Origin of the sequence: Cupriavidus sp. L7L (assembly GCF_004353535.1) — a bacterium.
Lineage (GTDB): Bacteria > Pseudomonadota > Gammaproteobacteria > Burkholderiales > Burkholderiaceae > Cupriavidus > Cupriavidus oxalaticus_A.
The window spans coordinates 136,596-149,108 of sequence record NZ_SMNY01000033.1 but is presented as its reverse complement, the minus strand read 5'-3'; the positions used below and the strand labels follow the sequence as shown (position 1 = coordinate 149,108).

Annotated in this window: 10 protein-coding genes; all 10 read right to left on the bottom strand. The window is 62.0% G+C overall.

Annotated elements, in window-relative coordinates:
• Positions 1-86: 86 nt before the first annotated feature.
• Positions 87-1,640, bottom strand: coding sequence for a hypothetical protein (locus E1J61_RS27865; RefSeq protein ID WP_133097160.1), 1,554 nt, complete (start codon positions 1,638-1,640; stop codon positions 87-89).
• Between the two features lie 51 nt (positions 1,641-1,691).
• On the bottom strand, positions 1,692-2,648 hold the full coding sequence (locus E1J61_RS27860; protein WP_133097159.1) for a GNAT family N-acetyltransferase: 957 nt from the start codon (positions 2,646-2,648) through the stop codon (positions 1,692-1,694).
• Positions 2,649-2,721: 73 nt separating this feature from the next.
• Positions 2,722-3,951 (bottom strand): O-antigen ligase, encoded by a 1,230-nt coding sequence (locus E1J61_RS27855; protein ID WP_133097158.1) that lies wholly within the window; start codon positions 3,949-3,951, stop codon positions 2,722-2,724.
• A 284-nt stretch (positions 3,952-4,235) separates the two neighbouring features.
• Positions 4,236-5,348: a glycosyltransferase family 4 protein gene (locus E1J61_RS27850; RefSeq protein WP_133097157.1), complete on the bottom strand. Its 1,113-nt coding sequence runs from the start codon at positions 5,346-5,348 to the stop codon at positions 4,236-4,238.
• Positions 5,349-5,418: 70 nt separating this feature from the next.
• Entirely contained in the window at positions 5,419-6,879 is a 1,461-nt protein-coding gene (locus tag E1J61_RS27845) for a lipopolysaccharide biosynthesis protein (RefSeq protein WP_165971555.1), read from the bottom strand.
• Positions 6,876-7,991 carry a DegT/DnrJ/EryC1/StrS aminotransferase family protein gene (locus E1J61_RS27840; RefSeq protein ID WP_133097155.1) on the bottom strand — a complete coding sequence of 372 codons (1,116 nt, stop codon included), beginning with the start codon at positions 7,989-7,991 and terminating at the stop codon, positions 6,876-6,878. The genes E1J61_RS27845 and E1J61_RS27840 overlap by 4 nt, the downstream gene beginning before the upstream one ends.
• Before the next feature lie 47 nt (positions 7,992-8,038).
• Complete coding sequence (gene wbpD / locus E1J61_RS27835) at positions 8,039-8,620, bottom strand: UDP-2-acetamido-3-amino-2,3-dideoxy-D-glucuronate N-acetyltransferase (RefSeq protein WP_133097154.1); 582 nt, start codon at positions 8,618-8,620, stop codon at positions 8,039-8,041.
• A 7-nt stretch (positions 8,621-8,627) separates the two neighbouring features.
• Positions 8,628-9,578 (bottom strand): Gfo/Idh/MocA family protein, encoded by a 951-nt coding sequence (locus E1J61_RS27830; protein ID WP_133097153.1) that lies wholly within the window; start codon positions 9,576-9,578, stop codon positions 8,628-8,630.
• Between the two features lie 18 nt (positions 9,579-9,596).
• Positions 9,597-10,913 (bottom strand): UDP-N-acetyl-D-glucosamine 6-dehydrogenase, encoded by a 1,317-nt coding sequence (gene wbpA / locus E1J61_RS27825; RefSeq protein ID WP_133097186.1) that lies wholly within the window; start codon positions 10,911-10,913, stop codon positions 9,597-9,599.
• A gap of 474 nt (positions 10,914-11,387) precedes the next feature.
• Positions 11,388-12,509, bottom strand: coding sequence for a GNAT family N-acetyltransferase (locus E1J61_RS27820; protein ID WP_133097152.1), 1,122 nt, complete (start codon positions 12,507-12,509; stop codon positions 11,388-11,390).
• Between the last annotated feature and the right edge of the window lie 4 nt (positions 12,510-12,513).

Here is a 12,513-nt window from a genome sequence, read left to right as displayed (position 1 = left end):
GCTGTCGCGTCAGCGAGCCACGATCGCCCCACCCCTGCCGCCCGGCCGCGCGCGATGGAAACGAGCGCGGCGGTTGGCTCGTCCCTTCAGCGCGCGCCGCCGCGGCGCACCAGCGTAGGCCAGAACATCATCTCGGCAAGCATGCGCCCGCTGTCGCCGGGCTGCCTGGCAAAGCCGGGGTAATGGGCTGCAACGAAGTCCCGGTCTTCCTTGCGCGACGACTGGGTAATGTCGTACAAGCGCACACCCAGCGCGTGCATGGCTGGCCAGGTTGCATAGCCACCGGTGGGGAATGACTCAGACAGGCCATACGGTGGATAGCCCTCCGCGCAACTGCCGGTACCGTTGTCGTAATTCACCCGATACCAGCCGTTGGCGCCACTGAAGTAGTTGGCGAACAGGGGGCGAGCCCGATCCTGATTCCAGACGCGAAGACTGAACTGGCTTGCAAAGGCAGCCATGGTGTCTTGCGAGGGCAAACTCGCCGGGTCTATACCGTAGACCTGGACCATGGCCGCACGATTGCGCTCGATGGCATCAAAGAAATGTACCAGCCGTCGTGCGTGGCTGATGTCCCAGCCGATGTTGGCGACCGGCGCGAAGCGCTCGGCTGGAATTTGCGTCTGCGCCGTGACCAGCTCGGGTCTGGCCGGATCGCGCTTGCACACCACGGGCTTGTCCCGCCCGGTGTAGGAGGCATACCGGTTTGTGTCATAAAGCCGCCAGAATCCCGCATCAAGATCGGCCACCCTGATGCCCTTGCCGGTCTTGCCCTCCGGGTCAGGAAGCGCCTGAACAGTAGTACGAGCCGCAACCAGGCGCAGCAACAAGTCCAGGTGTGCTTTCATGGTGGCAATACTGCCGTCATTCAGGCCCACCGCCTGGGCAAGCCGAGGCCGCGCGGCCAGCATGCCGGCCAGATCCGCGTAGATGGCAATCTGCCAAAGCTCCTTGTCGGTCAGGAACAATTCCGACGAGGTATTTTTTACATCCTCCGGCCTGGCGGCGATCCGCTTGCGCAACGCGTCCTGCGCCGCAGGCGTGTTCCAGCGTTCCAGGTGCTCGCGCGCGATGCGTGCCGTCTGCTCGACAAAGTCGTTGGGAGCCCCCGTCCGAACCTCGCGGCTCATGCCGTTGGCAAGGCTGCTCGCGAAGGCCAGGAACTGGGTGCTGTTGAGCAACACCTCGGTATTGCGCAGCCGGATGCTGTGGCTGCACTCGGGACCACCGCGGCATATCCAGGCCCGCCCTGGCTGGTCGCCGGGCGCGGGTGCAAGCTGTGCATAAGTGCTGGCAACCAGGCCGGCCAACTGGGCCTGGCGCGCGCTGCGCTGGCAACGTTGTGCCATGGCCAGCAAGTTATGAAAGAAGACCTCTAGGTGATATAGCGCATAGGTGTCGCCTTGTTTCACCAGCCGTTCCGCGATCAGCTGCTGTTGCACGAAGACGAACCCGCCTTCGTCCCAGCGGCGCCAGACCAGGCCTTCGACAGGGCCACCGCATTCCAGCGCGGCCGGCATCACACCGCCAGACTGCGCCTGCGCCGCTGGCACGGTACAGGCCAGCAGTACAGCCAGGCTACCGGCGCGCAGCAGAGCGCGCGCAAGAGGTCGACGGGCGCGTGCGTTGTGCTTGCTCATGCCAGCATCTCCTTGTAAAAGCGCGAGCGCTTTGCTTTCCCGGCGGCACGGCTATCGGGAACGCATGAGCTGATACAGCGAGAGCGCCCTGGATGGTGTCTTGGTAATGAGGAAATACGGTCTCTGAACAGCACCGAAGCCTCGGAAGAAGCGTTCCACCGATTCCAGCATGGAGCCAGAGAAGTCATAGACCTTGGTTACCGTCGAGGCGAACCTGATGGTTTCCCAAATGCAGTAGCTGCCGGCTCCGGTATTGGATGGCATGTCCCGGTTTGCGCCTCCCATCAGGCCATATGCGCTCTGCTCGTCCCACACGAGATAGGCGCTGTAGTGAGGCCGTCCCTGCTCATCCTCGACGATAAAGATCCTGCGTTTGCCCCGCTCCTTGCACGCAGCGTCGATTCGCCTCGCGACGTCATCGGAATAGCCTCGGCGCCATTTTGGGTCAATGCCGACATTGCGGTTCAGTGGCAGGAATTCATCAATGTTGTCGGTGTGGCGCACGCGAAGATTGAAGCGGTCGCTTGCTTTCCGGATGTCCTGTTTCACCGTGGGTTGCATGGCGCTCCAAAGCGATGTCTCGTCACTGAGGTCCGGAAGAATGTAGGTATATCTCGTGGTCTGCCGATAGCCTTTCCAGAAGAAGGGCAGCCAGTTGGTATTGTTGTAGTCCCAGGCCTGCACGAAATGGTCGAACCTCGGCAGTTGTTCGATCAGATTCGTCATCAACTCCTTCTGTTGGCTCAGTAATTTTGTCGGCTTTGCATCCTTGCACGCGAGCCATGGTCCCAATCCGTTTCCGGCGGGAGGCTGGGTAAGGATGACAAAGCCATACCTTGTCTTCTTGACGTAGGGCATGGCTGCGATTACCTTTCCTGCCCGCTCCACCAGGGCCACGCTCCAGCGGTCGGCCCCGACCGTCGCGTCAAGCCACCAGGCCCGGCTGGACAGCGGGATTGAAAGTTCGGTCTCGCAGAGCTCCCTGTATTTGCTCTGATTGATGTCCATACGCCTCAATCATCGATGAATATCAGTTGCCGCTGTACAGGCCTTGCCTGGTGACCAGACTGGCGGATACCTGTCAGGATCGCGCAGCTTGCTGACCTGGGCACCGCGCAAGCGCAGGCCGGCTGCCCGCCCGCTCGCGCTTGCGCAGTGCGCAGGCCATCGCGCCCCATGCCAAGGCGAAAATCGGGTCGTTGACGGATTTGGCGGTGGCCGCCAAGGTCACGGTATAGACGCTGAATGCCAGCGCGAGCGCAACTTCCGGATGCGCGGCGTAGCCCTTCCTGGCCAGCCTGGCTGATTGCACCAATGCATAGCCGAGCAAGAGTACGAAGCCCAGGAAGCCCACCAGCCCGAAGCTGACCCACGCGGAGAGCGCGTTGTGCGCGTAGCTCCCGATCTCGCCGAGATACAGCTGGGAAGCGTAGCTGCCGAGCAGCGGATGCTCTGCGATTGTCCTGACCGCGTACTGCTGCAATTCGTTTCTTGCCTGATAGGAAGTCGATTCCCTGATCTCCAGAAGCTGGAGGATGCGCGAGCTGCCTTCGAAGACCTGGAAGCTAACAGCCAGATAGGCGAGTCCGGCTATGCCAAGCGGAACCCAGACCAGCGTGGTCCGCGATGCGCCGTCCCGAAGCCCGAAGAGAACTGCGGCTACGACGAGGAAGGCCATGAACTCGCTGCGCGCCCCGAGCAGGAACAACAGCGGTACGGCAATCACTACCACCAGTGCGGCACGCAATCCGCGATGCAATGCGAGCGCTGCCAGGGCGGCAATGGCGGCAGAACGGGCCAATCCCTGATAGCCGGAAACCCGCACGGCGTCACCGGCAATCTTCTCTGTATCGTAGAACTGGCCATTCGAGTTCCACGCGGCGATGGCCAGGAATACGGGCAGTGAAATAGATATTATCCAACGCAGCCACTTCTCGTTCAGATCGAGGTTCCTTACCGACATGTAGACCACCAGCCACATGAGTATCGTGCTGAGGTTATACATATAGAAGTCGAAGGACTCCTGCACTCCTGTACCAAGCAGGTAGTGCAGGCTTGACCATGCCAGGACAAAGAGCACATACAGAACGAAAGCACGATCGATAAACAGAGTCGGCTCGCGCCCGCGTACCAGTGCACCGAAACCGAAAATCACCAGCGGGATGCCGAGGACTACCGACATGGGGCCGAAGAAGCCACCCAGCACCGGCGGAAAAAAGGCGCCGGCCACCGCGGTGTGGTAGTAGAAATAGCCCGGAAAGAGCGTGAGGAAGACTATGCTGCCAAAGAGCGAGAGGTTGCCGTGCTTCATGACCGCTCTGCCGCCTCCCTGTTAGTCGTCATTGCGGATTCCGGATCGCCGTCCCCTTGCAGTCCATCAGCCAGTGAAAGTCTGCCCCCCAGGCAAGCGGTGGATCTAGCCTTTCCGGATGCAAGGCTCAGCCACGGATATCCGCTCGCGCTCCATCCATCTAATCAAATTTGCCGCTACTTTGATAGCGCAGTGCGTGAGCCAGCCCACACCGGACAATGCGCAAGCCCGAAACCAAAGCCATTCCTCGGCCGAGTCGCTGAAGCGGCGAACCGGCCACGCACTTAGGCCAGGATCCGCTCGTAGAAATGAAACAGCTTGTCCTGCTCGTTCGCCCAGTTGTATTTCCTGGTCACGGTGCGGCGGCCGTTCTCGCCCATGCGGCGCGCCTCATCGGGATGCGTCACCAGATAGTCGACGGCATTGGCGATTGCCTTCGGATCCAGCGGATCCACGCACAGGCCGCTTTCGCTTTCCTCGACGATTTCGCGCCAGAGCGGAAAATTGGAGGCAATGGGCGGGATCCCGGCCGCCATGTACTCGAACATCTTCACGGGCAGTGCATCGAGAAAATTGATGAGCGGGTGCAGCGTCACCAGGCCGGCCACCGACCGCGCCAGCACGCCCCGCACCCCGTCCCGGTCCAGATAGCCGAGTTCGTTGACGCGGGACCAGCCGCTGGCCGCCCTCACCTCCGATTCCAGTGCCTGGTCGCCGAACCGGCCGGCCAGATTCAGTCGCGCCGCGGATTGCACCTGCTCGAGCGCCATGACAGTCTCGCGGATACCGCGAGTTGAGCTGATGCTGCCGACATAGCAGATTTCCGCTCGCTTGGATTCCCACTGCACCGGGCCGCCAAGTTCGCCGAGAATCGGGTAATTGTTGATGTCGACGGTGCGAGGATTGATCGGCAGGAAATTGTCCCTGATAAAGGGGGTAGCCGCGACGATGCCGTCGAATTCGCGACAGGCACGTCTCTCGTATATGGCAAAGGCACCCGCCAGCGCGCGCAATCGCCTCGGCCCCAGGTAGGGTTTGCTGAGCAACTGGCGGGGCACGTCCTCATGCGAATCATAGATGACGCGTTTACCCATCTTCTTCAGCTTCAAGCCAACGGGAATCAGCTCGGGGTCGTGCAGGTGGTAGACGTCGGCATTCAGCGTGAGCGCCCGGCGCAGCACGCGTGTCGTGGTCCGGAAGACGCGGTTTAAGCGCCCCGCCGAGCCGCCGACATCGGTGATGAAAACCCCGTCCCGGCTTTCATCCCCTTCGCCGTCGGCCACCACCAGCGAGACCCGATAGCCGTTGGCCGCCAGGCTACGGCAATGCTTGAGGAAGATGCGGTCATCGTAGCGCGGATGAACCGAGGTGAGGTGGGCTACGTTAGCAACTTGCACTTGAAACTCCGTCTACAACGCCACGACATGCATCCGGCACAGAGATGTCTGGTCCGCTAGCGGATCGAGGCTACCGTCGTTCATCGTCAGTTCGCGTCGGGCGCAGCGTGCGCCGCATCCAGAACGCAGACAGGGCCAGGAAGTAAGCGGCAGAAACCAGGGTCCGCCAGTCGGGTTCGCCGCTGAACAGCAGTATCGAAGGCAGTGCCCAGGCGCAGAAGACCAGCAAGCGCCCCGCATCGTGCGTCACCATTGTCTTGAGCCTCACCCCCACTCGCGACATGAACAGGGTAAGCATCCCGAGATAGGCAACGGCGCTCACTGCGGAGAAAACGGCAATGCTGGGGTCCGCCGGAACGCTGAATCCGTAACAAACTGCCAGCGTGGCAAGACGAATCGCAAAGGTGCTGAACTGCGCGATCAGTTCCATCTTCTGCAGTTCCATCACATCAGGGAGGCAGGAGAGCGGCGAGAACTGGAACTGGAAATAGATCCAGGGAGCCATCCAGCGCGCATAGTGGCCGGCCATGCGCCACCGTTCGCCGAACACGGCCGCGAACAGGTCCGGCCCGGCGCAAACAAGCAGCACCAGTGCCGGAACGCCGGCATTGGCCAGCTTCCGGCGCAGCGCCTCGGCCGCCTCGGGCAGGCGACCGGCCCGCATGGCGGCCGGCGCCTGGGCGAAAAAAACACTACCGATCGCCGCGCCGATCAGTGAGATCGGCGCCGATACCATGCGCAGCGCGAAGGCAAAGTGGCCGACTACGGCAGCGCCGAACAACGCCGAGAAGATCAGCGGCACCAGGTGCACGCCCGCCACATTGAATGTGGCTGTCCAGGTGGAGTACAGCGGAAAATCCTTGTAGCGGCGCGCAAGGGCCACGATGCGGATCAGCTTCACGTTGCCGCCCCGCCTGCGGCGGATTTCCCTGATCGCATAGAACAGTCCGCCGGCGCCATGTCCGATCACCGTTCCACCCATCAAGGCCAGGACGCCGAAACCATAGCCGCCCAATTGCACCAGGTTTGCGATCACGGACCGCAGCAGCCTGGTCTGCGCCAGCTGGCCAAAATACTGCATCCGGACCATCCATCGCTCGATCACAGTGTAGAGGCCGACCGAAGCAACGCCGAAGGGGAGCAGCCAGAGAGCGCTGGCGTCGATTGACCAGTTAAGGGTCAGGATCAGCGATTCGCCGAAGAACAGCACGCCGAGCGCGCAAAGCGCGCTGGTCGTCGCCACGCACAGCAGGCATAAGGCCACCAGGTTCTCGGCATCGCGATCGCTGGCGGGCAGGGCGATCGACAAGTCATAGCGCAGGCAGGCGACAACGCCGAAGAACGCGAGCAGGCCCGCGAAGACCGCCACGGCGCCAAAATCCTGCGGAGAATAGAGGCGCGTCAGAACTGGCGAGACCGCCAGCGTAAGTATCTGCGCGGCGGCCTGCCCGCTGACCAGCACGCCAATGCTTCTGCCGACACGGGGTTTCTCCGCCGTGCCGGGGTCCACGGCGAGCGCCTGCTTGTTCAAGGCACGACTCGCTCTGGCTGGCACATGGCATGTCGGAGAATCACTGAACAGATAGCCTGCTGGCTTGCCATGTCGAGGTACGGATGCATCGGCAGGCTCAACACCTCACGCGCCAGCGCGTCGCCGACCGGCAGGCGGGCCTCGCAGGTGGCTACTGCGGGCTGCCGGTTCAGCGGCAACGGATAGTGCACGACAGTGGGGATTCCGGTGGCTTTCAGCACATCCTGCAAGGAATCGCGATCCGGGACACGGATGGTGTATTGTGCCCATACGCTGAGGTTGTGGGGTTCGACATGCGGCGTGGCCTCGAACCCCCCCTGGCGCAGCAGTTCTCCGTACCGCGCCGCCACTTGCTGGCGTAGCTCGACCTCCTCATCGAAGATCGTCAGCTTTGCCAGCAGGATGGCCGCCTGCAATGTATCCAGGCGACTGTTCACGCCAACGCGGACATGGTGGTAGCGCCGGTCCTGGCCATGACGGGCGATCTGGCGCATCGCTTTGGCCAGATCTTCGTCGTTGGTGAAGATCGCTCCGCCGTCCCCGTAACAGCCTAGTGGCTTGCTGGGAAAGAAGCTGGTACAGGCAATCGTGGACAGATTGCAGCTACTGCGGCCCTTGTAGGTGGCACCGAAGCTCTGCGCAGCGTCCTCGATGACCGGCAAGCCGTGGCGCGCGGCAATGGCATTGATGATGTCGAAATCGGCACACTGTCCATACAGGCTGACCGGGATGATGGCCCTTGTGTGGTCGGTGATCGCCGCCTCGAGCGCCGCGGGATCCAGGTTGCAGGTGCGCGGATCCACGTCCGCATAGACCGGCTTCGCTCCCAGCAAGGCGACGGTCTCAGCGGTGGCAATATAGGTAAAGCCGGGCATGACGACCTCATCGCCGGGCCCGATGCCCAGCGCCATCAGGGCAATCTGCAGTGCGTCCGTGCCGTTGGCACAACTGATGCAGTACCGGGTGCCGGTATCGTGCGCAAGCCGCTGCTCCAGCTCCTCGACCTCCGGACCGAGAATGTACTGGCCGTGCGCCAGCACGCGCTGGATGCCGGTGTCAATCCTGTGCTTGATGCGGGCTTGCTGCGCTTTGAGGTCGATGAACTCGATCATGGCTGATTTCCTGTGCAGACGGCATGCGGAGGGGACTGGTCATTGCCTCAGTCTGCGGCCTTGCGCAGTGTTGCGCCGTCCAGGACGTAGCGCTGCCCGCTATTCCGGCAGACGGCCTCGCCCTCGCCGCGCACTGGCAGGTCAAGCTGCTCGCCGAATTCGCTCATCCAGCCGACCTGCCGTGCGGGAACGCCGACCATCAGCGCATAGGCAGGTACATCCTTGTTGACAACGGCGCCTGCGCCGACGAACGCATATTCGCCGATAACGACGCCGCAGACGATGGTGCAATTGGCGCCCAGGGTCGCGCCCCGCTTCACCAGCGTGTCGCGGTACTCGTTCTTGCGCTCGATCAGCGAGCGAGGGTTGTAGACATTGGTGAACACCATGCTGGGGCCGCAGAAAACGCCGTCCTCCAGCGTGACGTTATCGTAGACGGAGACGTTGTTCTGCACCTTGACGTGGTCGCCGATGACGACGCGGTTACCGACGAACACGTTCTGGCCGAGCGAGCAATGCCTGCCGATGCGCGCACCGGCACAGACATGGACAAAATGCCAGACGCGCGATCCTTCGCCGATCTGGGCTCCCGCGTCGACGATGGCCGATGGGTGTACCTGGTCCGTCATCACAGCCTCATGCAAGAAGTTGCTGCAGGAAAGGATGGCCCTCGTTGTCGCTGGGCGCCGTGGCGCGTGCGGAACGGATTGTGCTGACCGTCTCTACGCAGTGACGCGCGTCGTCCAGGCCGTAGCCCCGGCCCGCGAGTATCTCCCGGTAGCTGGTGGTGTGCAGGTCGGTGAAGCCTTCCGAAAACTCGATCTCGGTACCGTCCACGGCGATCGAACGATAGGTCGTCTTCTTGCCCTTCACCGTGGCAGGCAGGTCATTGGCATCGATCGATAGAAACCAGCGCACGCGCGCATTCTCGTATTCGAGGTAGCCTGCAGCCTTGTTGTCCGTGCCATAGTGCACCACATTGCGTTGCAGGCTGCCAAAGATGAAGTGCAACATGTCATAGAAGTGCACGCCAATGTTCGTGGCCACGCCGAAGGATTTGCGCGTGTCGCCTTTCCAGCTTTCCAGATACCACTTTCCGCGCGAGGTGATGTAGGTCAGGTCGACCTCGTGCTTGTGCCCGTTGCGCTCGCACGCAACCTTCTCCTTGAGCGCGAGGATTGCCTGGTGATGGCGCAGCTGCAGGATATTGAACACGCGCCTGCCGGTCTCGCGTTCGACGAGCGCGAGCTCATCGAGCAATGCAGGTGTCGGGACCAGCGGCTTCTCGCAGATCACGTCGCATCCGAGGCGCAGGCCGGCAGAGATATGCGACTGGTGCAGGTAGTTCGGCGAGCAGACGGAGATGTAGTCCAGCGCTGCGCCCGGCTGGCGCCGCAGGCGCCAGGCATGGTCATAGAAGCGCTCGAATTCGGTGAAGAATTCGCTCTGTGGCGAAATGCTGTCGAGGATGCCAACTGAATCGTTGATGTCGTACGCCGACACGAGCTCATTGCCCGAATCCTTGATGGCGGTCATGTGGCGTGGCGCAATGTAGCCGGCCGCTCCGATCAGTGCGAATCGTTTCACGCTAGCGCTCCCATGTGCTCAGGCCTTGACAACATTCGCGTATGACGCGCGATACTTTCCGCGGCTGTCGACGAGGAGCTTCGCATGCTGGCGGATGAGAAGATAGTCGAAGGCGTCGTGATCGGTGGCCAGTACCACGGCGTCGAAGCCGCAGAGCGATTCGCCGTCGAGCGGCACGCTCGACAGCTCGAAATAGTGCTCGCGCATTTTCGGAAACACCGGGACGTGCGGGTCGCTGTATGCGACCGTCGCGCCGCGTGCGCGAATCTGTTCCATGATCTCGACAGAGGGCGATTCGCGCATGTCATCGACGTTTTTCTTGTAGGCAATGCCCAGCACCAGCACCCGGCAGCCTTTGAGTGCCTTGCCCTGCTGGTTCAGTCCGTCCACCAGCCGGCTGACCACGTACTCCGGCATGGCCTTGTTGACTTCGCCGGACAATTCGATGAAGCGGGTGTGCAAGCCGTATTCGCGCGCCTTCCAGGTAAGGTAGAAGGGATCGATGGGGATGCAATGCCCGCCCAGGCCCGGCCCGGGATAGTAAGGGGTGAAACCGAATGGCTTGGTTGAAGCGGCGTCGACCACTTCGAAGATATCGATGCCCATCCGCGTGGCCACGATCTTCATTTCGTTGACCAGGCCGATGTTCACCGCACGATGGATGTTCTCGAGCAGCTTGGTCATCTCGGCGGCCTTGGTCGAGCTGACCGGCACCACGCGGTCGATCGCCACTTCGTACAGCGCCATACCGACCTCGCGGCAGACCGGCGTCTGGCCACCGACGATCTTGGGAATGCTGCGCGTTTCGAATTTGCCATTGCCCGGGTCTTCGCGCTCCGGCGAATAGACCAGGAAGATGTCGCCGCCCACCTCAAGCCCGCCTTCCTGCATGCGAGGCAGCAGTTCCTCCTCGGTCGTGCCGGGGTAGGTGGTGCTTTCCAGCGACACCACCTGTCCGGCGCGCAGGTACTTCTTGATGGCGTCCGCGGTGTTGATGACAAAGCTCATGTCGGGTTCACGATGCTTGTTGAGCGGCGTCGGCACGCACAGGATGATGGCATCGCACTCTCCGGCACGCTCGAAATCCGTAGTGGCCTCGAACCCGGTCTCGCGGGCACGGGCGATGCTGCGTGCGGGAATATGCTCGATATAGCTCTGGCCGGCGTTGAGCTTGGCAACCTTGCCCTCGTCGATGTCGATACCCAACACACGGAAACCGATTGCGCAGTAGCGCAGCATCAGGGGCAGCCCGACATAGCCCAGGCCGACGATGCCGATAATGGACTCCCTGTTCTTGATCCGTTCGATGAGATCTTTGGCGATTGGGCTCGACATGATGGAATCAGAAGGTTTGTGGTTGAAGCCGATCGAATCGGACTGACTTGCGAGGTGACAGCGCTGAACTGATGAACCGTGCTCCGATTGTAGAAATTCGCCGACCGCCGGATATGTGGGCATTGTTGTCACCCACACACATTGCTGCACATACACCTGCGATCGGGCGCGTCCCAGCGCCGGTACTCGTCGCGGCGTGCCGGGGAGCCTTCAGACTAGCGATTGGCAATTGAAGGAAACATCGTTCCAACGGGTATCGTCCATTCGACTGAGGCCGTACCACGCCATCGCGCGTGCGGTGCGCGACAGGCCAGCAATGTGCGAAACCGCACGGATGCTGGCAAGGTGGCATTCCCGGAATGCGAGCAATGGGGGATCGGAGCTGCCGCGAGTCCACGCGCAGCTGCTATGGATCGGCGCGACCTGAGTGCAACGCGCGTCGACGCAATAGGCACTGCCACAACAAGCAATCCCTCAGGGATTGAGGAGCGAACGCAGGTACAGGTATGTCAGCAGGATGCGCGAGGGGGTCTTCTGGATAAAGAAGTAAGGCTGCTGTCTGGCGCCGAATGCCCTGAAAAAGCGCTCGACCGGCTCCAGCATCGACCCTTCGAAGTCAAACGTGCGCGCCACGCCCGAGGCGTAGCGGATTGCTTCCCACATGCACAAGCTGGTCGCCCCACTGGTCCGGAGCAATGGATCTGAGCCGCCCATCAAGTAATAGGCGACTCGCCCGTCCCAGACCAGATAGACGCCGGCATGACGACGGCCTTCCTTATCCACGGCAATGAAGAACTTGCGTGCGCCTCGCGCCGCACACGCGGCGTCAAGGCGGCGCACGAAGTCGTCCGTGTAGGGTATCGCCATGCGCTGCCGGGAGAAGACCTGCCGGTTCAGCTTGATGAACTCGTCGATGCCAAGGTCGTCGCGCACCTGAAGACCATGGCGGGAGCCCGCCTTGCGGATTTCGGCTCTGATGTTGTGCTGCATGCCATTCCAGAGCGCTTCCGGATCCGACAGGTCATCGAATACGTAGGTGTACTTGGTGGTCTGACGGAACCCCTTCCAGGCAAAGGGCAGCCAATTGGTCTGGCCGGGATCCCAGTGCTGCTGGAAATGGTCAAACCGCGGGAGCTGCCCGATCAGATCGTCCATCAACTCCTTCTGCTGGCCCAGCACTCTCGCCGGCTTGCCATCCATCGGGGCCAGCCACGGTCCGGACATCTTGGCCAGTGCCGGCTGGGCAATGACTGAAAACCCGTACATGCGCCGGGGGGCGTAGGGCAGGCTTGCGACTATCTGACCGCCGCGCTCGACCAGCGCTACGCTCCAGTTCCCGGGGCCGGCGGTGGCGTCCAGCCACCACGCCTGACTAAATAGCGGAATATTCGCAGTATTGCAGAGCTGGCGGTAGCGGGCTTGTGCCGCGTTACCCGCAACCTCCGTGTCAGCGACCTGCCTGACGGGAGCAGTGGCTCCGCTCGCCGCTGGAGCATTTAGTCCGGGGTGGTGGTCAGCGTCCCCTTGACGGCTGGGGTCGGAAGTCGGCTGCACCAGGTCCGTCGCGGCACTGGCAATCCCATTCGCGCTGTTCATCGAT

Excerpts from the sequence above, each read along its gene's own strand:
- E1J61_RS27865 (WP_133097160.1), bottom strand. The coding sequence starts at position 1,640 with ATGAGCAAGCACAACGCACGCGCCCGTCGACCTCTTGCGCGCGCTCTG.
- E1J61_RS27860 (WP_133097159.1), bottom strand. The coding sequence starts at position 2,648 with ATGGACATCAATCAGAGCAAATACAGGGAGCTCTGCGAGACCGAACTT.
- E1J61_RS27855 (WP_133097158.1), bottom strand. The coding sequence starts at position 3,951 with ATGAAGCACGGCAACCTCTCGCTCTTTGGCAGCATAGTCTTCCTCACG.
- E1J61_RS27840 (WP_133097155.1), bottom strand. The coding sequence starts at position 7,991 with ATGATCGAGTTCATCGACCTCAAAGCGCAGCAAGCCCGCATCAAGCAC.
- wbpD (WP_133097154.1), bottom strand. The coding sequence starts at position 8,620 with ATGACGGACCAGGTACACCCATCGGCCATCGTCGACGCGGGAGCCCAG.
- wbpA (WP_133097186.1), bottom strand. The coding sequence starts at position 10,913 with ATGTCGAGCCCAATCGCCAAAGATCTCATCGAACGGATCAAGAACAGG.
- E1J61_RS27820 (WP_133097152.1), bottom strand. The coding sequence starts at position 12,509 with ATGAACAGCGCGAATGGGATTGCCAGTGCCGCGACGGACCTGGTGCAG.